This is a genomic window from Kaistella antarctica (assembly GCF_900109615.1).
Lineage (GTDB): Bacteria > Bacteroidota > Bacteroidia > Flavobacteriales > Weeksellaceae > Kaistella > Kaistella antarctica.
On sequence record NZ_FOIX01000002.1, the window covers coordinates 136,106 to 155,677 of the forward strand.

Sequence of the window (19,572 nt, forward strand, 5' to 3'; positions counted from 1 at the left end):
TTGAAATGTGCTGATTTGGTGATGATTTTAAAGATCACATCAGTTCTTTGGTTTATAATTACTTTGATTAAAAATTTCCTGAGCGCTCATTTTTAGAAAATCCGCCAGCTTGGTTTCAGGTTTTTCCTGATAGAATTTTTTACAAATTTGCCAGCCACTAAAAATTCCAATTTGCGGTGAAGATTCGTTATCGATTTCGGTGTAGAATTTAGAAAACGGTGCAGGATTGATGAACCGCTCATTTAGTCTTTGGTCATCACTGAAAACCAAATTGTTTTCCACGAAGAAATTCCAAACATTGGCTTCGTTCGCTTTTGCCCACTCGTATTGTTCAGGCGTATAATTCATTTTCAAAGCCTTAGGTTCTTGTGGTAAAAAGGCATCTTGCAAAGTCATCAATTTCCCATAATAAACGATCTGGTCAATGAATTTTTGAGAATCGCCAGTTGGAGTGATAAAATATTCTGCTAAGATTAAAGAAACTTTCGGTAAAATATTTTTTGGATTCATACTTTTCTGAAAGTATTGTTCCATTCCTTTATAATTCGGATTGTTTTCACCCATGAAACCAGTGAGGTCTATAAAAAGCATGTTCTCTTTAGCGTGATAAAAAATCGGATCAGCTGCTCCTTGTAAGGCAGATGAATAAATAAAAACGGTTGGCTCTGTAAAGTCCGGGAAATAATTTTTAATATGTGAAAATAAAGATGCTAATTCAATATTCAATTTTTTTAAATCGATTTTAGAAATCGCTTCGTTATAAACTTTAATTTCTTCAGGATCTTTTCTTCGGTCGGCAAAATCTTCATTCGGAACGGTTCCCTGAAAGAACGGATATTTCTGAGTGAAGCTTTCCAAAGGAACATTGGGATCGTAAAATTCTTTAGAAATATCAACCAGTTCCACTTTTTCAACTGGATTTTTAACGTCTACTTTCCAAAGATTTTCGGAATCTTTTTTACAAGAACTCATTCCCGTTAGGATTGCAATAGAAAACAAGAGATATTTAAAAAACTTCATTATTTTTACATCGATTTTGAAACGCAAAAATAAGGAAAATTAATGGCAAAAATATTCGTTGAAACTCCAAGACTTATTTTAAGAGAAATTATTTCTGAAGATCTGGACCGAATATTTTTATTGGACAGCAACCCTGACGTTATGAGATATATCGGCGTAGAGCCAGTCAAAACAATTGAACAATCGGTGGAAACCATTAATAAAATTCGAAAACAATACCAGGAAAATGGAATTGCACTCTGGGCAGTGATCGAGAAAGAATCGAATCTCTTGATTGGTTGGAGCGGTTTGAAATTGTTAACTGAACCGATCAACGGTTTTGAAAATGTATATGAATTAGGCTATCGTTTTTTACCTGAATTTTGGGGAAAAGGTTACGCCACAGAATCTGGAAAAGCTGTTTTAGAATATGGTTTTCATCAAATGAATTTAGATACGATTTATGCTTGTGTCGATATTGAAAATAGTGGTTCAGATAAAATTTTAAAAGATAAGTTAGGCTTTAAATCAAAAGGCAATTTCGTTGATCAACTAGATAATGCAACTTGTAATTGGTATGAATTAGAGAAGGAAAAATTTAATAAAGATTAAATGCAAACAGATAAAATAACAGATAAAATCGTTGACTGGCTGAAAGAATACGCTACCAACGCTAATGTAAAAGGTTATGTAGTTGGAGTTTCAGGCGGCGTTGATTCTGCCGTTGTTTCTACGTTGTGTGCGATGACAGGTTTAAAAACTTTGTTAATCGAAATGCCGATCCGTCAAAATCAGGATGAAGTGAATCGTGCCTGGGAACACATGGAACATTTGAAAAAACGTTTTGCTAATGTTGAAGCAATTTCTGTAGATCTTAGTCCAGCATTCGAAGAGCTTTATAAAACTTTCGATGTTAAGGATGATGACTTTCCAGCAGAGAAACTAGCGTTTGCCAATACCAGAAGTCGATTAAGAATGTTGACTTTATATCATTACGGACAAATTAATAGTCTGCTCGTTTGCGGAACCGGAAATAAAGTAGAAGATTTTGGCGTCGGATTTTTTACTAAATATGGCGACGGTGGCGTAGATGTTTCGCCAATTGCCGATTTGTATAAAACTGAAGTTTATGCTTTGGCAAAATCCTTAGATTTGGTAGAATCGATTCAAAATGCCATTCCCGCAGATGGATTGTGGGATGAAGTCAGAACTGATGAGCAGCAGATTGGTGCAACTTATCCTGAACTGGAGAAAATTCAGAAAGAGTGGGGAACAAAATCAGAATCAGATTATGCAGGAAGAGATTTGGAGGTTTTCAAAATTTTCCAAAGAATGAATCGTGCTGCTCAACATAAAATTCAACCCATTCCTGTTTGTGATATCCCGGAAGACTGGCGTTAGAAGTCGCTCAACTTTAAAATCAACATTTTCATAACTTTAGATAAAAATTAATGAACAAAGAAAAAATAAAACTTATTCTCTTTTTTTTAATCGGCCTACTGACCGCGTTTTTGGCCATGTATTTTATTAATAATTATAATACTCAACAGAAAACAGAAACTGCAAATAATTCCGAAATTATTATTAATAGCGGAAAGGCAAAAGAGGATAAGAATTTGCAAGTACCAAATTCTTCTGTGAATATTTATGAACTTACGAATGAGAATACCGTCATTAATTTTGTAAAAACTCATCATCAACTTCCTCCTTATTATATCAAAAAAAGTCACGCAAAGAAACAAGGATGGATTGCCTCCAAAGGAAATCTCTGCGATGTTCTTCCCGGAAAAGCAATTGGTGGCGATCACTTCAGCAACCGAGAAAAAACACTTCCCGCCGGAAATAAATATTTCGAAGCGGACGTCAATTACAACTGCGGCAACCGAAATGCCGACCGAATTGTTTTTAATAAAAATGGTGAAGTTTGGCTGACGAAGAATCATTATAAAAGTTTTGAGAAACAATAATTAATAGACTTAGAGAACAAAGAGAAAAGAATAAAGACTTTCACAATCTTTTGACTAATTCCTACAACCTACAACCTACAACCTACCACCTAAAACCCACAACCTAAAAAATATGAACACCGTATATATTGACTTTATAGAAATCGGAGATATGGAAGATTTCTTCGACCAGTTAAAAGAAAAACTGAAATTACCTGAAACTTTTGGTGATAATCTGGATGCGCTTTACGATTCGATTACTGGATTTGTAGAACTTCCGTTTCATCTTGAATTCGTTAACATGAGTGTAGAGCAACTGGATAATTTCGAAGATTTGCTGACGACTTTAGAAGATGCAGATGAAGAACTGGAAGATTTCTCATTTGCGTATTATTTGGAGCAATATGAAGACGGGGATGAATAGTAGAAAAGCTTTCTCGTTCAATATTAACTAATGATGAACATTTTGTCGAACGGTATTTGGAGTCTTTAATTTGAGTAATTTTGAAAGAATAAAAAGTTCACAATGCATAATAAAAAGATTCTTTTAATAGACGATGAGGAAGATATTTTAGAAATCCTTTCCTATAATCTTGAGAAAGAAGGTTATTTGGTAACCACCGCCACAAATGGAAATGATGGAATAGAATTGGCGAAAGAAATAATTCCCGACCTTATTCTGCTCGATGTGATGATGCCCGAAAAAGATGGAATCGAAACGTGTCAGGAACTTCGTTTAATCAAAGAGTTAAAAAATACCTTAATCGTTTTTCTATCTGCCCGCAGTGAAGAGTTTTCTCAACTCGCCGGTTTTGAAGCTGGAGCCAACGATTATGTGGTCAAATTAATAAAGCCAAAAGTACTCACTTCAAAAATCAATGCTCTCCTACAACTCAGTTCCAAAGTTACTCAAGACGCCAAAGTAATTGAGATTGGCGACTTGAAAATCGACAAAGACAACGTAAAAGTAACCAAAGGTGGCCAAAATTTTTTATTACCTAAAAAAGAATTCGATTTGCTTTACCTTTTAGCATCAAACACGGAGAAAGTTTTTAAAAGAGAAGAAATCTTAGAAAGAGTTTGGGGCAACGATGTGGTTGTGGGCGAACGAACAATTGATGTGCATATCCGACGATTGAGAGAAAAACTGGGCATCAATACCATTCAAACCCTGAAAGGCATCGGTTACAAATTAGTTGTGTAGCTTTGGGAAACAAACTTCTGTCTCAATGAAATTCTATAGACTTACTTTTTTAGCATCTGTGTTTTTAACTGCCGTCATGTTGCTGCTGGTCTATGTTTTCGATTCAGCAAAACATTCTTTTTCAGAAACCAACAAGCAATTTTTTCAAACTTTAATTATAAGTGCTTTAATCTTGAGTGTTATTAATTACTTGGTGGTCGATTTTCTCTTTAATTTCTACGGGAAAAGACAGATTCAAAAAATATCAACTATTTTACCTGAGGAAATCAGAGATGAGGAAAGCAACCTTAATTTTAAACAGTTAAGTCAAAAGTTTACAGATCTGAATCTGAAAAACACGACCGAGATCGATATGATGAAAGAAATGGAATTCTATCGGAAAGAATACATTGGCAATATTTCCCACGAAATGAAAACGCCGCTATTTACCATTCAAGGTTATGTAGATACTTTATTAGAAGGTGGCGTTGAAAATTTGGCAATTCGTGATAAATACTTGGAACGAATTGATAAATCGGTCGAGCGGTTATTGAATATTGTTAAAGATTTAGACATGATCAATCAGTTTGAAAGTGGTGAGATTATCTTAAATAAAAGTCGATTTGACCTCAATGAAATGATTCGTGAAATGATAGATGTTCTGGATCTCGAGGCGCAAAAGAAAAACACTAAAATTGTCTTACAAACGACATCGAATCTGATGTTTGTTAACGCAGATCAACAGAAAATTTCGCAGGTTTTACTTAATTTAATATCCAATGCGATTTACTATTCTAATCGAGAAAGCGCCACTGTTACGATAAAAACCAAAGTGGAGAATCACAAGGTCTTAGTCGAAGTTGAAGATAATGGAATGGGTATAAAAGCCGAAATGCTGCCGCGGATTTTCGAACGGTTTTACCGAATAGAGTCGAGTCGAAATAGAAGTGATGGCGGTTCTGGTCTTGGTTTGGCTATTGTAAAACATATTTTGGAAGCGCACGGTGAAAGCATCGCGGTGGAAAGTGTCTATTTGGAAGGCGCGAAATTTAGTTTTTCAGTAGCGAAAGCGATTTAGATCGGGCAAAATGTAAGCAAAACTTTTCAATAAAAAATCCCATAATAATTTTCTTGTCAAAATTCAATTGTTTTATATTTGCAGGCGAAGACTAGAACTAATAATCAATCGTAAAAATTTAAGGTAATAATGGTTTACAAACTCCGAATTATTTTAGACACCAAGGAGAATATTTTCAGAGATGTTGAAATTAAAGACAAACAGTGTCTGTGGAACTTGCATTTAGCAATCAAAAGTGCTTTCGCGCTGACTGGAGATGACCTGTCTATTTTTAATATCTTGGATGAAGATGGAGTGGTCGTGAAGACTGTGCCACTTGAAGATATGAGTGATGATGGCGATGGCGAAATTATGTCGGACGTTTATATCAATGAAGCTTTTGAAAAGCCAGGCGACAAAATTCATTTTCAATATGGATTTATGGATTTGTGGGAATTCTTCTGCGAATTTGTAGAAGTGGTCGATGAAAAATCGGTCATCAATTATCCCGTTACAGTATTCCGTTTTGGGAAAATCCCTTTGAAAGCACCAAGTAAAACGGGAGCCAAGCCAAAGAAAAATGGAGTATTGCCTTTAATAGATGATGATTTCCCAAGTTTTGAGGACGAGTATAAAGCGACCAGTTTTGAAGGAGAAGATGATGATGATTTTGATGACGACGAAGACTTCGATGAATTGGATGAGTTCGATGACGACGAAGATTAATTGATCAATAAATAGAAATAGCCCCGACATCATTCGGGGTTTTTTTATGGAGAAAACTAACTTTTAGGAATATTTTTTACAACTGTTTTATATCATCAATTGTCAATGTGGACCTTGCGTTTACCCAGCAATCTGAATAATAAACAATATATTTGTCTTAAATCTTTACCTATGAAAAGACTGATTCTTTTAGCAATTTTAAGCTTAGGCGTAATTTCCTGTAGCACCCAAACAAATACAAAAAAAATGGATTTACCCACCGCGTGGAAACATACAACCAACATTTACGAAGTTAATGTAAGACAATACACCCAAGAAGGAACTTTCCGGGCTTTCGAAAAAGAAATGCCGCGGCTAAAAGAAATGGGTGTGAAAACGTTGTGGTTCATGCCGATTACACCGATTTCGCAGGAAGTGAAAAAAGGAACGATGGGAAGTCAATATGCAGCCCATGATTATACCGCCATTAATCCAGAATTCGGGACCATGGAAGACTTCAAACATTTGGTTGATGAAGCGCACAAAATGGGTTTTAAAGTCATCATCGACTGGGTCGCAAATCATACCGGTTGGGATCACGTTTGGACCAAATCTCATCCTGAATATTATTTGAAAGATGCCGATGGTAAGTTCCATATTGCTTCTGGAATGGATGATATCATCGAATTAGATTATTCAAATCCTGAAATGAGAACTGCAATGATCGACGCCATGAAATTTTGGGTTCGTGAAGCCAATATTGATGGATTCCGTTGTGATTTAGCAAGTTGGGTTGAAGTTGATTTTTGGGAACAAGCCAGACCAGAAGTGGAAAAAATTAAACCTCTTTTCTTTTTAGGAGAATTCGATGAACTCGATAATCCGGAATATGGAAAAGTATTCGATGCCAGTTACGTCTGGACTTGGATGCACAAAACACAAGAATATAACGAAGGAAAAATTTCTTTTGCAGAGTTAAAGGATTTGTTAACAAAGTATTCTAATATCGGTGATTCTTCCATGAGAGCTTGGTTTACCAGTAATCATGACGAAAATACCTGGAACGGAACCGAGTATGAAAAGTATGGTGATTTAGCTTTACCGTTAGCAGTATTCTCTGTGACTTGGAATGGAGTTCCGCTTCTTTATAATGGACAGGAATTACCTTTGAAAACAAAACGTCTGGAGTTTTTCGAAAAAGATCCAATTCCGTGGACGGGCAAATATGAACTTCAAGATTTCTATAAAACATTACTGACTTTAAAAACCAATAATCCTGCCTTGCGAGGTGGTGATCCTGCCGCTTCCACTCATTTGCTGAAAACTTCTGCTGATGACAAAGTGATGGCATACGTTCGTAAAAATGGAAAAGATGAAGTGTTGACGGTTCTTAATTTTTCCAAAGAAAATGTCTCGTTTACGATTGATGATCTAAATGTTTCCGGAACGTTTAAAAATGTTTTTAGCGGACCAGTGAAAGATTTTTCAAAAGATAAAAGTTTTTACTTACCGATTGGTGGTTACGCAGTAATGGAAAAATAATATATTTTTAAATAAATAGAAAAATCAATAAAAACGGGCATTTGTCCGTTTTTATTTTTGAAAAAAATCAATTAGCTTTAGCAAAAATTTAGTGTAAAGGAAATGAACAAATCCGAAATCCTTCAAATTATTCAAGATAAACTTTCAGCAAAAATTGATAATTTAGAACGACTGATTGCCGAAACCAGAGCTTCAAATAATGAAACCAAGAGTTCAATGGGTGATAAGTTTGAGACGTCGCGGGAGATGGTTCAGCAGGAAATAAACACGCTCCAAATTCAGTTGAATGAAAATAGGAATTCGCGAAATTCTTTAAAGACAATTAACACGAATCTTCATCAAACAATCGGGTTGGGTTCTTTAGTGCAAACAGAGAAAGGATTCTTTTACATCGCAGTTTCCTTGGGTAAAATTATTTCTAATGAAAATAAAATTTTCGTTATTTCTATGGAAAGTCCTTTAGGCAAAGCTTTGTCTGGAAAAAAGATGGGTGATGAAATTTTATTGAACAATATGAAACAAACCGTTAAGACTGTTTGGTAATTAAAAAAAATATGAAAATAAAAACCTTCCTGTTCCTTTCGTTACTTTTCAAATGCATCAATTTTGAAGCACAAAATATTCAGAAAATTGTTGCCTCAATGAAAGGCGGTAATATAAGTTCTATTGAAATTTATACAGAAGAATATGTATTTGTACTCAGCGAAAATGGCTATGTAGGAAGTATTTCTTCCAAACAATTAAATGGAAATCTGGATTACTTTGACAACGAAAGTTTTGAAAAGGAGAAATTCGGAAAACTGAAGAGTTTTGGAGCTATTAAAATCGAATATTGGTTAACCTCGAATGAACGCGATGCGAGATATGGAAAGATCAAAACAATTGGAACGATTGATTTAGATTACTACGACAGCTTCAACTATGAGCCAGAAAATTCGGAAAACTAAAAAGCATTGGCATCATTCCCATTGATTATTGGAAAAAAGATGGATTTGATAAGAAAAGATCGGGAAAACTAAAAAGCATTGGTAATATATTCATCGATTACTACGATTATGAACCAATGAACAACAGTAAATACGGCAAAATTAAAGTTTTCGGACCTGTGAAGTTCGAGTATTGGGAAGATTATTATAGTGATAAAGGTAAACTCGGAAAACTAAAATCCATCACTGGAAATTCGGATAAAATCCTAGTCAAATTGATTATGAATGATTGCGGTCGAAATGGGAGATAAATTCTTTTTAATTAAAAGTTTGTTATTTTTGTAAACTATCAAGTTTTCATTACTCATTATTGATTGCTCATTACTTATAAAACGACATGCAAAATTACCTCAATCTTCTTCAACATATTTTAGATAACGGAACCGATAAAACAGATCGTACCGGAACTGGCACCAGAAGTATTTTTGGTTACCAACTGCGTTACGACCTTTCGAAAGGTTTCCCGATGGTGACCACTAAAAAAGTCCATTTGAAATCAATTATTTATGAATTGCTTTGGTTTTTGAAAGGCGATACGAATATTAAATATCTGAATGATAACGGCGTTTCAATCTGGAACGAGTGGGCCGATGAAAATGGAGATCTTGGTCCTGTTTACGGTGCACAATGGAGAAGTTGGACTGGAGCCGACGGAAAAGTGATCGATCAAATTACAGAAGTTATTGATCAAATTAAAAAAAATCCAGATTCCAGGAGATTAATTGTTTCTGCTTGGAATGCCGCTGAAATCCCGAACATGGCTTTGGCGCCTTGTCACGCATTGTTTCAGTTTTATGTAGCCGATGGGAAACTGTCGTTGCAGTTATATCAAAGAAGTGCAGATGTCTTTTTAGGAGTTCCTTTTAACATCGCAAGTTATGCATTGCTGTTGATGATGGTTGCGCAAGTTTGTGATTTAGAAGTTGGAGATTATGTGCACACTTTCGGTGATGTTCATATTTATAACAATCATTTCGAACAGGTTCATAAGCAACTTTCCAGAACTCCGAAAGCTTTACCAACAATGAAATTGAATCCAGAAATTAAAGATCTTTTCGATTTTGATTTTGAAGATTTTATTTTAGAAAATTATTCACCAGATCCGGGAATTAAAGCGCCGGTTGCGATTTAGTTCACTTTGTCAAAGTTCTAAATCTTTGACAAAGTTTTAAATGTCCTATTTCTGAAAAATGAGAAAACAAAAGTGAAATTAAACCTTCACTTTTTTTTGTAACTTTTTCCATAATTCATCAACCAATCATTCAATGAAATCATTAAAAATCAACCTCGAAGAAAACGCAGATCTCGGCAAATTGACCGAGCTTTTAATTCAAATTAAAGGCATTAAGTCTGTAGAACTCATCAATCATGAAAATGATGAGAGCGATTTGAAAAAGGCGGTTACCAAAAGTAAGGAACAACTGAAAAGTGGCGATTATGAATCGTTCGTGAATGATTTATTCGAAACCTTCGTCAATAAGAAATCTTAATTAGAAATAGTACTTATCAAATGAAAAAACTAATTTTCTCCCTTAGTTTACTCGGGATATTTTGCTCGGGAAATGTTTTTGCACAAACCAATACTTCTGGTAGAACCGAAGTATATCAACAAACGCACACGCTTACGACCGAACTTAAACATACCAAACTCAAAGTAAAGTTCGATTATGAAAAGGAACAAATGAGTGGTGAAGAATGGCTGACTGCTGCGCCTTATTTTTACCCAACAGATTCTTTGGTACTCGACGCGAAAGGAATGCTCATTCATGAAGTTGCTTTGGATAAAAAAGGAAATAAATCTCCGTTGAAATATGAGTATAAAAATGATATGCTCAAAATTAATCTCGATAAAACATACAGTAAAAATCAAGATTACACGGTTTACATTAAATATACCGCTCGCCCAAACGAGGTTACCCAAAAAGGAAGTTCGGCAATCAGCGATGCTAAAGGTTTATATTTTGTAAACGCACAAGGAACTGATCCAGACAAACCGACCCAAATTTGGACACAAGGTGAAACGGAAGCAAGTTCAGCCTGGTTTCCAACCATCGACAAACCGAATCAGAAAACGACGCAGGAAATCTATATGACCGTTCCCGACAAATACGTGACTTTATCAAATGGTTTAATGAAATCTTCCAACAGAGAAAACGGCGGTTTAAGAACTGACCATTGGGTGATGGATAAAAAACATGCGCCCTATTTATTCTTCATGGGAGTTGGTGATTATGTGGTAGTAAAAGATAAATGGCGAAATATTAACGTAGATTATTATGTCGAAAAAGAATATGAACCGTACGCAAAACAAATTTTCGGCAACACGCCCGAAATGCTTGAGTTCTTCTCCAAAAGATTGAATTACGATTATCCTTGGTCAAAATTTGCACAGATGACGGCCAGAGATTACGTTTCCGGTGCGATGGAAAATACGACTGCCGTTCTTCATCAAGAATCTGCCCAGCAAAAACCGGGAGATCTGATTGATGAAAACAGATGGGAAGGTACTATCGCTCATGAATTATTCCACCATTGGTTTGGTGATTTAGTTACCGCAGAAAGTTGGAGCAATTTATCGGTCAACGAATCTTTTGCGAACTATTCTCAATATTTATGGAACGAACATAAGTATGGAAAAGACTTGGCAGACTACGATTTGATGAAGGAGATTAAAGGGTATATGGCCGATCCATCCAACCTAAGCAAAGATTTGGTGCGCTTCAGTTATCACAATCGTGAAGACATGTTTGATGGCGTTTCTTATAATAAAGGTGGCGCGATTCTTCACATGTTACGGAATTATCTCGGTGATGATGCATTTTTTGCTGGCTTAACTGATTATTTGAAAACAAATGAATACGGAACCGGAGAAGCGCATCAGCTTCGATTATCATTAGAAAAAGTTTCAGGCAAAGACTTGAACTGGTTTTTCAACCAATGGTTTTATGGAAGCGGGCATCCAAAATTGTCTTATACCACCAATTTTGAACCAGTAAAAAAACAGGTTACGGTAACCATTAACCAAACTCAAATGGGTCAAAATTATCAGTTTCCGCTAGCGATTGATTTGTACGAAAATGGAAAACCGACGCGTAAAAATGTTTGGGTGAATGCGAAAGAGAAAAATAATTACACTTTCACCGTTTCAAAAAATCCTGACTTGGTTAATATCAATGCCGACGGAGTTTTGCTTGCGGAATTAACGGATACTAAAACTGCTGATCAGTATTTGAGTCAATATCAAAATTCGAAAGAATTCTTGAGCAGATATCTGGCGGTTGATAATGCCACGGAGAATGTGGCTAAAAATCCGGCGTTTTTGAAAGTGTTGGTTGCAGCATTGAAAGATTCGAACTTTAGAATTAGAATGAAAGCTTTGAGTGGATTAGATTTATCGAAGCCTGATCAAGTGAAAGCAGCAATTTCTGAAGTCGAAAAAATGGCTTCGAATGATCCGAAGACATTAGTTCAAGGTGCAGCGATCTCAGCTTTAGCAAAATCAAAAGACAAGAAATATCTTCCTCTTTTTGAAAAAGGTCTGAATGCAGTTTCTAATTCTGTAAAGGCTAATTCTCTCACTGGTATTGCCGCCGTCGATCCAGCAAGAGTTGCGGCTTTGGCTGAAAATATAGACTTAGAAGGTGCGAGCGAAGATTTGATTTCGGAGCTTCTTCCGATTATTGTTAAAAATAAAATTGAAAAACAAATGCCGGCGATTGCATCAACTGCCGCATTTTATCCGTTTATTAAATTTCAAAATCCTGAGTTAGGAACAGCTGCAGAAGAAGGCTTCAACTGGATTATGAGTTCTGATAACTTAAAAGCTACTGAAAACTTAACCAAAATTTTAGGTCAGGCAAAAGGTCAAATAGGAAACAATCCGCAAGCGAAAATGATGATTGTTCAAATTTTACAAGATGGTCTGGCTAAAAAAATGCAGGTTTTAAAAGCAAACCCTTCTAGTAAAACAATTAATGCGCAGATTGATTTAATAAATAAAGCGATTGAGGCTTACAAAAAATAGCATTTATTTATGATACAAAAACGGCTTCAGAATTTGTTCTGAAGCCGTTTTTTGTTTAATGTAAAAATCCCACTCGATTTTTTAAACTGTCCATTCATCATTAATGACCGCGACTAAATATTTTGTTCCGTACAATTCTTCGAACACGAATCGCAGGCTCTTCCAGTCCATTTCGCCATACTCTTCAGAACCCGGAATGTAGTTTTCAGTGAAATCAGCTTTTGGATAAATTTCTTTTAAATTATTAATGGAATTACCTGAACCTTTGAATACATTTTCATGATATTCTGCTCCTTTAAAATCCTTTTTAAAAACCCATTTGGTTAAATAGTCTTTTATCGGCAGCACCAATTTATCTCCAGTTCCATCTTTTTCGCCCCAGGTAAATTTAATATTTGTCGGCACATATTTGATAAATTCTCCTCTGGTGAAATGTTTATCTTGCTTGGGTTGCACATAGCCGTACATTGAGAATCGAATCCCTTTTTCAGGATGAATGTATTTAGAGAATCTCACAAAATCCTTAGTTTTTAAGGTGGAAATAACTTCATTGTTTAAAGTCTCTAATGTTTGTGCCCTATTTAAATCTTCCTTTTCAATTTGATTAGATTCGTTTGCAATTGAGTCTTCAGAATTCAGCATTAATGAATCTGTAGCAGTGACCTGAGAGGAGTTTTTGACTTCTTTGGTGCAATAAACCAAAGATAAAAGTGCTAAAAGGTAAAAGTGTTTTTTCATGGTGCTTTTATTTAAGGATGAAATTAGTTTAAATAAAATTAAGAAATTTTAAATATAAAGTTTAACAAAACTTTAAAAGCGCTGTCGTTTTAGTTTTTTGTAAATTTGAGTAAATGATTTTTCTATGGCATATATTGATTATTATAAAGTTTTAGGCATTGATAAAAAGGCAACTGCTGAAGAAATAAAAAAAGCCTATCGAAAATTAGCGCGGAAATATCACCCTGATGTAAATCCGGGTGATAAAGAATCTGAGCGAAAATTTAAAGAACTCAATGAAGCCAATGAAGTTTTGAGCCATGCAGCGAATAGAACGAAGTACGACCAATACGGTGAAAATTGGAAACATGGCGAGCAGTATGAGAAAGCACATCAGCAACAACGCTCGCACCAAGGTGGAAATTACGGAGGCTTTGGTGGTGCTGATTTTGGTCAAGGCGAAGATTTTTCCGATTTTTTCCAAAGTATGTTTGGGGGCGGTGGCGGTTTTCAGGGATCCTCCAGAGGTCGGGCTTCTGGGAAATTTAAAGGTCAAGACGTGGAAGCAAATTTAAATCTGCATTTAAAAGACGCTGCGAAAACCCATCAGCAAACTTTTGACATCAATGGAAAGAAAGTTCGAATCACAATACCAGCTGGAGTTGCGAACGGGCAAAAGATCAAGTTGAAAGGTCACGGAAATGCTGGTCATAACGGAGGGCCGAACGGAGATTTATTTATTACTTTTAATATAGAAGAAGATCAACAATTCAAAAGAATGGGAAACGATTTAAGCAACGAGCTGGAAATAGATTTATATACAGCGATTCTGGGTGGCGAAACATTAGTGAAAACTTTAGATGGAGCGGTTAATTTAAAAGTAAAGCCAGAAACGCAGAACGGAACGAAAGTTAAATTAAAAGGGAAAGGTTTCCCTATCTATAAAAAAGAAGGAGAGTTTGGTGATTTATATGTGACTTACAACGTGAAAATGCCAACAAATTTAACCGAGGAAGAAAAAGAATTATTTGTTCAACTTAAAAATTTAGCAAAATGAGCGACAGAATATCACGGGAGGAGTTGGTGAGAATTTACAATATTGAGGTCACTTTTTTTGATTCTCTAGAAGAGGCAGGCTTGCTAAAAATAGAAACTGAAAATGAAACGAAGTATTTGCAATATGACGAATTGTCAACTTTTGAAAAGTTTACGAACTGGCATTATGATTTGGAAGTCAACTTAGCTGGACTGGAAGTAATAAGTCATTTACTAAACAAAATTGAAAGGTTGAGAGAAGAAAGTTTCATTGGTAGATAAAACCGTATCTGTAACGATACAGGCGGTACTCCTACAATAACTCAAAGTATCGTATTAATTTTTGAAGATTCCTGAGCTTTTAATTTTTTTATATGAATTTATTTGATTTTATTTGTAATACAATAAAAAAATATTTAACATGAAGAAATTTCTACTTTCGTGCTTTATAGCACTAGGAATCACCTCAAGCGCCCAGTACAATTACATGGGGGATTTTGAAAATCCAGGCTTCAGCCCCACAACTTACAAGCAGTTTGGTGGCGGGTCACAGTTTGCAGGTGCAGCATGTAATGGCGGTTTCGGCGGACAATTGTTGCCCACGGCTGCTATAACTCAAACGGGTTACATGGTTGACCTCAATACGATAGGCCAAACTAACAATGGTCAAAAAATCGATTTCAGCGTAAGCTATAAAAAAGCTAGTGGAGTGGCAGGTACACTTCAGTTGGCTTATTTTCTGTATGACTCGGTTGCTGGTAACTGGCGTATAAATTTGGTTGGTTCGCCGGTCACTTTAGCCACCGCAGCACTTACAACTTGTACCACACTTTCCGCTACTTTACCTTCTGGAACTATTCAAATTGGTGATATCGTTGGATTAGGAGCTTGGTTTGTAAGATCAGGAACTGCAAATGCAGGTATTTTCTTAGATGATATTAATCTTACTCAAGAAGTTGTTTCTACTCCGCCAGGATGTGCTACAATTGTAAGTCCAGCTAATGGTTCGGTAATTTCAGCAGGAACTGCTAATATGGCGTGGAACGCTGTTGCAACTGCAGTTAATTATAAGGTTAAAATAGGAACTACACCAGGTGGAACTGACGTCTTCAACGGAACAGTTGCAGGAACAGATCTTAATATAAGTTTAGCAAAATCAACAATGTATTATGCCTCAGTAGTTCCATCAAACTTAAACGGTGATGCTACAGGATGTACTGAAATATCGTTCACAACAAATACGAGTATTGCTTATTGTGGTGGAATCGTTTCTTCTTCACCAGCAGCAACTTATCCTATTGCGTCTGTAACTTTAAACGGTACAACTCACAGTTCTTCAGCAGCGGTTGGATCACCAGCTTATGAAGATTTTACAGCTGACGTATTTAATGTGAAATCTGGAAGCACTTATACGCTTAGTGCGGTTACAACAGGTTTAGGAACAAACGTTTTCGCAATGACGGTATTTATTGACTGGAATGAAGATGGTGACTTCAATGATGCTGGGGAGAGATACTTCCAAAGTCCATTAGTTTCTGGCACTGGAAATCCAATTAATTTAAGTGGCTCAATTGCTGTTCCAGCTGGTACAACTGTGGGAACGAAGAGAATGAGAGTGAAATATAATTTCCAAGGTTCTTCAACTGTTCCACAATCAATGATTGCAGATCCATGTTCAGATATGACTAACGGTCAAGTTGAAGATTATTCAGTTTCCGTTACCTTGCTTACTGCTGCTCCAGTTTGTACTACAGTTACAAATCCAACCGCTGGTGCGGTGGGTGTACCTACAAATGCGACCATGACTTGGAACCCAGCAACAGATGCAAGTGGATACAAATTATATATCGGAACCACTGCTGGTGGAACTGACGTAGCAAACGGGTTAGTAGTATCTGGTACCTCTTATAATTTAGCTCTTACACCATTTACGATGTACTATGCTAAAGTAGTTCCTTTCAATTCAATCGGTGATGCGGTAGGTTGTACTGAAATTTCATTTACTTCGGGTGATATTTCTTATTGTGCACCGGTGCCGGGTTACACAAACATTGAACCAACTACCAATGTGACTTTTGCAGGTATTGATAACACAACTGACGCAACTGTAGGTGGAACGCCAGCATACGAACAATTCTTAGGTCAAATCGCCCAAGTTAGAAGAGGAGGAACGTATCCTATTTCTATGAATGCAAATACGGATGGAGCATCTTTCAGACACTTCTTTGCAGTATTTATGGACTGGAATCACGATGGTGATTTTGATGATGCAGGTGAGCAGTACTTTACAACGGTTCCAGATTTCAAATTTGTTTTAGGCTCAGATGGAACTGGGGCGCCAGCTACAGGAAACATCGTTATCCCAGCAGATGCAAAACTAGGACAAACTAGAATGAGAGTTAAGTCTGCTTATTATGGAGCCTCAGGACCAAATACGAATCCTAACTTAGCCAACTTTGCAAACGGTTGTTCTACAGTAGGATCTACATTCGGTCAGGTTGAAGATTACACGGTAAATGTTGACGTATCAGCAGCAACATCAAATGTTGATAAAAACAAAGTTTCTGTTTACCCTAACCCTTTCCAAGATGTATTAAAAATATCTGATGTGAAAGGAGTGAAATCAATCTCTGTAAGTGATGTATCTGGAAGACAAGTGAAAAACTTGAAACCAACTGCAGAACTAAACCTTTCAGAATTGAAAACTGGATTGTATATCGTTACCCTAAATATGGAAGACGGAACAGTTAAATCGTTCAAAGCAATTAAAAAATAATAGGATACAAAAACTATTATAATAGGAACCGCCTCGATTGAGGCGGTTTTTTTTTGATCTGTTTTATAGAAATGAGAGCCTAATTTCTAATTTGAATAATCTTAAACTTAACAAAACGTTATGATAGCTACTCGCATTTTTAATATAAGCTCACATTTTAATCTGAGTTTATTTAAAAAAACACCTAATTAATCCTAAAGCAATAATTTAAACTGGAGTTTATCTGCTGATTTTAAATAAATTAGAAAATTAATTATATTGACTTTCAATGCTTTATAAATTTAATTAAAGATTATTCGATAATTACACTACTTTGTATTGCATAATACTAAAATAAATATATATCTTTGTATAGTAAGATTGATTAAGAGGTCTCATTTGATGATTTTGATTTAATGAAATCTTCAGTAGTAATTGTTGAACTAATTAATAACCCTAAATAATGAACACAGAAAACACCAAAGCGCAAATGCGAAAAGGCATTCTGGAATTCTGTATTTTGAGTTTAATTAATGAAAAAGAAATGTACGTTTCCGATCTCATTGACGAACTGAAAAAAGGAAAACTAGATGTGGTCGAAGGAACTCTTTATCCCTTGCTGACCCGATTGAAAAATGGAGAATTTCTTTCCTACCGTTGGGAAGAATCTACTGGCGGACCACCCCGAAAGTATTACCAGTTGACGGAGAAAGGAAAATTATTCCTGACAGAACTGGAAAATACCTGGAACGAACTTACCAGTTCCGTGAATCAAATAACTAAAAACAATAACCTTACGAGCGCTCCTGAAAATTCGTTCGAACCAAAAAACTAAAACGATGAATAAGACACTTTCAATAGGACTTGCCGGTTTCTCTTTCACCATAGAGGAACACGCCTATATCAAACTTAGCGACTACCTTGCAGCACTTAGAAATTCTTTAGATGTTTCCGAAGCTGATGAGGTAATGCACGATATCGAGATTAGAATGGTTGAGATTTTCAAAGATGCTCTCGGAAAGCGCGAAGTCATTAACGACCTTGATGTTGATAGAGTTATTGCACAAATTGGGTCACCAGAGAAAATTGAAGAACAGGAAGAAGCTTACTTCTCCGAAAAAACCTCTAATACCAAAAGAGAACAAAGATCTTCTGCAAATTTTAGTGGACAAAAACAACTGTTCCGTGATCCGGAGCATGAAAAAATCGCCGGTGTTTGTGCAGGTATCGCACATTACGTGGGAATGGATATCAGCGCCATGCGAGCGATCTGGTTGGGAATTGCCGTCTTAGGAGTTTTCACTGCTGCGATTTCTACTTCCTTAATTATTTTAATTTACGTCATTCTTTGGATTGTACTTCCTAGAGCAGAAAATGCCACAGACTTTTTAAAAATGAAAGGCAAACCCATGAACTTCGATAACCTAAAGGAAGAATCGACTAAGATTGTACAGTTTGCCAATGAATCTACCCAGAAAGTGGGGGAACTTTATAATGAAAACAAACCTTATATTAACAAAGCAGGAAACGGACTTTGGGCGGTGGTAAGATATTTTCTAGGCGCTATATTAGGAATGATTGGGCTTTCATTATTGGTTGGTTCATTTGCAATCTTAGGATTTGGTTTTTCTGGTGCACAAAACATCAACTTTTTCAGCAACTTAGGATTTTACCTGCAAGATAGCAACTTAGGGTTCATCGTAATTGCACTATCGTTTCTTAGTGCCTTTATTCCTGGATTAATCTTTTCCTATTTAGCCATAAAGTTATTTTCTCCTAAGACGAAATTCAATAATACTGGATATGTGATCGGTGCTCTGGTTTTTGTTTGGATCGGATTGGTAGCTGCCACAGGTTTTAGTGCGATTAAATTTAAAAGTCAATATAGCGGAACCAATGATGATATTGCCAATGTTGCCATTAATACTACTTCAGATTCTATTCTTATTGATTTGAAAAAAGTCGAAATTCCGCAGAATTTTAAATCCTATTGGGACAATGTTTACTCTGATGGAAAAACAATCTACAAACAAGATTATCCGAGACTTGACGTGACTAGAAAAGACGTGAAAGCACCGTATCTGGAAATTAAAAAACGGGCTGACGGATATAATCTACCAATGAGAGTAAATGTTCCTTTGGAAATTATTAACAATAAAATTACACTGCCTAATTATTTTTCTTATCCTTATACTGATCGTTTCCGGGATTACCGAGTTGATTACGAATTAATTATTCCAAAAAACATGAAAGTGATTTCACTTAATGATGAACGTGGATTTTCAGTTGATGATGATCAGTATAATGATACCAGCAACAGCAGCACGAATACGAATATCAGCGAAGACGATGATTCGGTAACGGTCAATTCGGGTGGTAATTCTATTGTTGTTCCTTCTAGTAATGCAGATTCTATTATTGTCAACGGAAAGAAAGTAGGAAAGAAAGAGGCCGAATTGATCATCAAAAAAATGAGATTCAGCTCGGATGATGTAGAAAATGTTGACATCTCTATAAAAAACGGGAAGAAAGAAATCTCCATCAAAACCAAATAGGTTCACAGAATTCAAATATTTAAAAATTTTAATAAAAATTAACACTGCTGAAATTCGTTTTATAGATT

21 protein-coding genes are annotated in these 19,572 nt (G+C 35.9%); 19 read left to right on the forward strand and 2 right to left on the reverse strand.

What is annotated here, in order from left to right:
• Positions 1 to 39 precede the first annotated feature (39 nt).
• Entirely contained in the window at positions 40 to 1,020 is a 981-nt protein-coding gene (gldB, locus tag BMX49_RS05255; RefSeq protein ID WP_081864328.1) for a gliding motility lipoprotein GldB, read from the reverse strand.
• A gap of 42 nt (positions 1,021 to 1,062) precedes the next feature.
• Between gldB and BMX49_RS05260 the strand changes: the two genes are divergently transcribed.
• The 14 genes from BMX49_RS05260 to BMX49_RS05320 all read left to right on the forward strand — a co-directional run bounded on the left by BMX49_RS05260 (position 1,063) and on the right by BMX49_RS05320 (position 12,442).
• Positions 1,063 to 1,611 carry a GNAT family N-acetyltransferase gene (locus BMX49_RS05260; protein ID WP_051803574.1) on the forward strand — a complete coding sequence of 183 codons (549 nt, stop codon included), beginning with the start codon at positions 1,063 to 1,065 and terminating at the stop codon, positions 1,609 to 1,611.
• A complete protein-coding gene (gene nadE, locus BMX49_RS05265) occupies positions 1,612 to 2,400 on the forward strand; it encodes an NAD(+) synthase (protein ID WP_034717115.1) in 789 nt (262 codons plus the stop codon).
• Positions 2,401 to 2,450: 50 nt separating this feature from the next.
• Positions 2,451 to 2,966 (forward strand): ribonuclease domain-containing protein, encoded by a 516-nt coding sequence (locus BMX49_RS05270; RefSeq protein WP_034717113.1) that lies wholly within the window; start codon positions 2,451 to 2,453, stop codon positions 2,964 to 2,966.
• A 112-nt stretch (positions 2,967 to 3,078) separates the two neighbouring features.
• Entirely contained in the window at positions 3,079 to 3,369 is a 291-nt protein-coding gene (locus BMX49_RS05275) for a barstar family protein (protein WP_034717111.1), read from the forward strand.
• Between the two features lie 102 nt (positions 3,370 to 3,471).
• A complete protein-coding gene (locus BMX49_RS05280) occupies positions 3,472 to 4,149 on the forward strand; it encodes a response regulator transcription factor (RefSeq protein WP_034717108.1) in 678 nt (225 codons plus the stop codon).
• 25 nt (positions 4,150 to 4,174) lie between these two features.
• Positions 4,175 to 5,206, forward strand: a complete 1,032-nt coding sequence (locus tag BMX49_RS05285) for a sensor histidine kinase (protein ID WP_034717106.1) — start codon at positions 4,175 to 4,177, stop codon at positions 5,204 to 5,206.
• A 129-nt stretch (positions 5,207 to 5,335) separates the two neighbouring features.
• Positions 5,336 to 5,911, forward strand: a complete 576-nt coding sequence (locus BMX49_RS05290; RefSeq protein WP_034717104.1) for an IS1096 element passenger TnpR family protein — start codon at positions 5,336 to 5,338, stop codon at positions 5,909 to 5,911.
• Between the two features lie 171 nt (positions 5,912 to 6,082).
• Positions 6,083 to 7,432, forward strand: a complete 1,350-nt coding sequence (locus tag BMX49_RS05295) for an alpha-amylase family glycosyl hydrolase (RefSeq protein WP_034717103.1) — start codon at positions 6,083 to 6,085, stop codon at positions 7,430 to 7,432.
• A gap of 102 nt (positions 7,433 to 7,534) precedes the next feature.
• Positions 7,535 to 7,975: a GreA/GreB family elongation factor gene (locus tag BMX49_RS05300; RefSeq protein WP_034717102.1), complete on the forward strand. Its 441-nt coding sequence runs from the start codon at positions 7,535 to 7,537 to the stop codon at positions 7,973 to 7,975.
• An 11-nt stretch (positions 7,976 to 7,986) separates the two neighbouring features.
• Positions 7,987 to 8,379, forward strand: a complete 393-nt coding sequence (locus BMX49_RS05305) for a hypothetical protein (protein WP_126337195.1) — start codon at positions 7,987 to 7,989, stop codon at positions 8,377 to 8,379.
• A gap of 116 nt (positions 8,380 to 8,495) precedes the next feature.
• A complete protein-coding gene (locus tag BMX49_RS14680) occupies positions 8,496 to 8,669 on the forward strand; it encodes a hypothetical protein (protein ID WP_156030669.1) in 174 nt (57 codons plus the stop codon).
• 86 nt (positions 8,670 to 8,755) lie between these two features.
• Positions 8,756 to 9,550 carry a thymidylate synthase gene (locus tag BMX49_RS05310; protein WP_034717098.1) on the forward strand — a complete coding sequence of 265 codons (795 nt, stop codon included), beginning with the start codon at positions 8,756 to 8,758 and terminating at the stop codon, positions 9,548 to 9,550.
• Positions 9,551 to 9,683: 133 nt separating this feature from the next.
• Complete coding sequence (locus tag BMX49_RS05315) at positions 9,684 to 9,908, forward strand: hypothetical protein (RefSeq protein ID WP_034717096.1); 225 nt, start codon at positions 9,684 to 9,686, stop codon at positions 9,906 to 9,908.
• A gap of 20 nt (positions 9,909 to 9,928) precedes the next feature.
• The gene (locus BMX49_RS05320; RefSeq protein WP_034717093.1) at positions 9,929 to 12,442 is read left to right on the forward strand and encodes a M1 family metallopeptidase; all 2,514 of its coding nucleotides are present in this window, start codon (positions 9,929 to 9,931) and stop codon (positions 12,440 to 12,442) included.
• Positions 12,443 to 12,523: 81 nt separating this feature from the next.
• Here the strand turns inward: BMX49_RS05320 and BMX49_RS05325 are convergent, their stop codons facing one another.
• Positions 12,524 to 13,180 carry a hypothetical protein gene (locus BMX49_RS05325; RefSeq protein WP_034717091.1) on the reverse strand — a complete coding sequence of 219 codons (657 nt, stop codon included), beginning with the start codon at positions 13,178 to 13,180 and terminating at the stop codon, positions 12,524 to 12,526.
• Between the two features lie 124 nt (positions 13,181 to 13,304).
• On the opposite strand from BMX49_RS05325, the gene BMX49_RS05330 reads away from it, so the two are divergent.
• From BMX49_RS05330 to BMX49_RS05350, 5 genes are all read left to right on the forward strand, one after another.
• Positions 13,305 to 14,216: a DnaJ C-terminal domain-containing protein gene (locus BMX49_RS05330; protein WP_034717089.1), complete on the forward strand. Its 912-nt coding sequence runs from the start codon at positions 13,305 to 13,307 to the stop codon at positions 14,214 to 14,216.
• On the forward strand, positions 14,213 to 14,476 hold the full coding sequence (locus BMX49_RS05335) for a chaperone modulator CbpM (protein ID WP_034717087.1): 264 nt from the start codon (positions 14,213 to 14,215) through the stop codon (positions 14,474 to 14,476). The genes BMX49_RS05330 and BMX49_RS05335 overlap by 4 nt, the downstream gene beginning before the upstream one ends.
• A 139-nt stretch (positions 14,477 to 14,615) precedes the next feature.
• Positions 14,616 to 16,970 carry a GEVED domain-containing protein gene (locus tag BMX49_RS05340; protein WP_034717085.1) on the forward strand — a complete coding sequence of 785 codons (2,355 nt, stop codon included), beginning with the start codon at positions 14,616 to 14,618 and terminating at the stop codon, positions 16,968 to 16,970.
• A 442-nt stretch (positions 16,971 to 17,412) separates the two neighbouring features.
• Positions 17,413 to 17,784, forward strand: a complete 372-nt coding sequence (locus BMX49_RS05345; protein WP_051803573.1) for a PadR family transcriptional regulator — start codon at positions 17,413 to 17,415, stop codon at positions 17,782 to 17,784.
• A gap of 4 nt (positions 17,785 to 17,788) precedes the next feature.
• Positions 17,789 to 19,504, forward strand: a complete 1,716-nt coding sequence (locus BMX49_RS05350) for a PspC domain-containing protein (protein WP_034717082.1) — start codon at positions 17,789 to 17,791, stop codon at positions 19,502 to 19,504.
• Positions 19,505 to 19,572: the final 68 nt, after the last annotated feature.

Coding starts and splice junctions, on each gene's coding strand:
- BMX49_RS05300 (WP_034717102.1), top strand. CDS start 7,535: ATGAACAAATCCGAAATCCTTCAAATTATTCAAGATAAACTTTCAGCA.
- BMX49_RS05260 (WP_051803574.1), top strand. CDS start 1,063: ATGGCAAAAATATTCGTTGAAACTCCAAGACTTATTTTAAGAGAAATT.
- BMX49_RS05310 (WP_034717098.1), top strand. CDS start 8,756: ATGCAAAATTACCTCAATCTTCTTCAACATATTTTAGATAACGGAACC.
- BMX49_RS05345 (WP_051803573.1), top strand. CDS start 17,413: ATGAACACAGAAAACACCAAAGCGCAAATGCGAAAAGGCATTCTGGAA.
- BMX49_RS14680 (WP_156030669.1), top strand. CDS start 8,496: ATGAACAACAGTAAATACGGCAAAATTAAAGTTTTCGGACCTGTGAAG.
- BMX49_RS05295 (WP_034717103.1), top strand. CDS start 6,083: ATGAAAAGACTGATTCTTTTAGCAATTTTAAGCTTAGGCGTAATTTCC.
- BMX49_RS05305 (WP_126337195.1), top strand. CDS start 7,987: ATGAAAATAAAAACCTTCCTGTTCCTTTCGTTACTTTTCAAATGCATC.
- BMX49_RS05285 (WP_034717106.1), top strand. CDS start 4,175: ATGAAATTCTATAGACTTACTTTTTTAGCATCTGTGTTTTTAACTGCC.
- BMX49_RS05335 (WP_034717087.1), top strand. CDS start 14,213: ATGAGCGACAGAATATCACGGGAGGAGTTGGTGAGAATTTACAATATT.
- nadE (WP_034717115.1), top strand. CDS start 1,612: ATGCAAACAGATAAAATAACAGATAAAATCGTTGACTGGCTGAAAGAA.
- BMX49_RS05280 (WP_034717108.1), top strand. CDS start 3,472: ATGCATAATAAAAAGATTCTTTTAATAGACGATGAGGAAGATATTTTA.
- BMX49_RS05270 (WP_034717113.1), top strand. CDS start 2,451: ATGAACAAAGAAAAAATAAAACTTATTCTCTTTTTTTTAATCGGCCTA.
- BMX49_RS05275 (WP_034717111.1), top strand. CDS start 3,079: ATGAACACCGTATATATTGACTTTATAGAAATCGGAGATATGGAAGAT.
- BMX49_RS05325 (WP_034717091.1), bottom strand. CDS start 13,180: ATGAAAAAACACTTTTACCTTTTAGCACTTTTATCTTTGGTTTATTGC.
- BMX49_RS05320 (WP_034717093.1), top strand. CDS start 9,929: ATGAAAAAACTAATTTTCTCCCTTAGTTTACTCGGGATATTTTGCTCG.
- BMX49_RS05350 (WP_034717082.1), top strand. CDS start 17,789: ATGAATAAGACACTTTCAATAGGACTTGCCGGTTTCTCTTTCACCATA.
- BMX49_RS05290 (WP_034717104.1), top strand. CDS start 5,336: ATGGTTTACAAACTCCGAATTATTTTAGACACCAAGGAGAATATTTTC.
- gldB (WP_081864328.1), bottom strand. CDS start 1,020: ATGAAGTTTTTTAAATATCTCTTGTTTTCTATTGCAATCCTAACGGGA.
- BMX49_RS05330 (WP_034717089.1), top strand. CDS start 13,305: ATGGCATATATTGATTATTATAAAGTTTTAGGCATTGATAAAAAGGCA.
- BMX49_RS05315 (WP_034717096.1), top strand. CDS start 9,684: ATGAAATCATTAAAAATCAACCTCGAAGAAAACGCAGATCTCGGCAAA.
- BMX49_RS05340 (WP_034717085.1), top strand. CDS start 14,616: ATGAAGAAATTTCTACTTTCGTGCTTTATAGCACTAGGAATCACCTCA.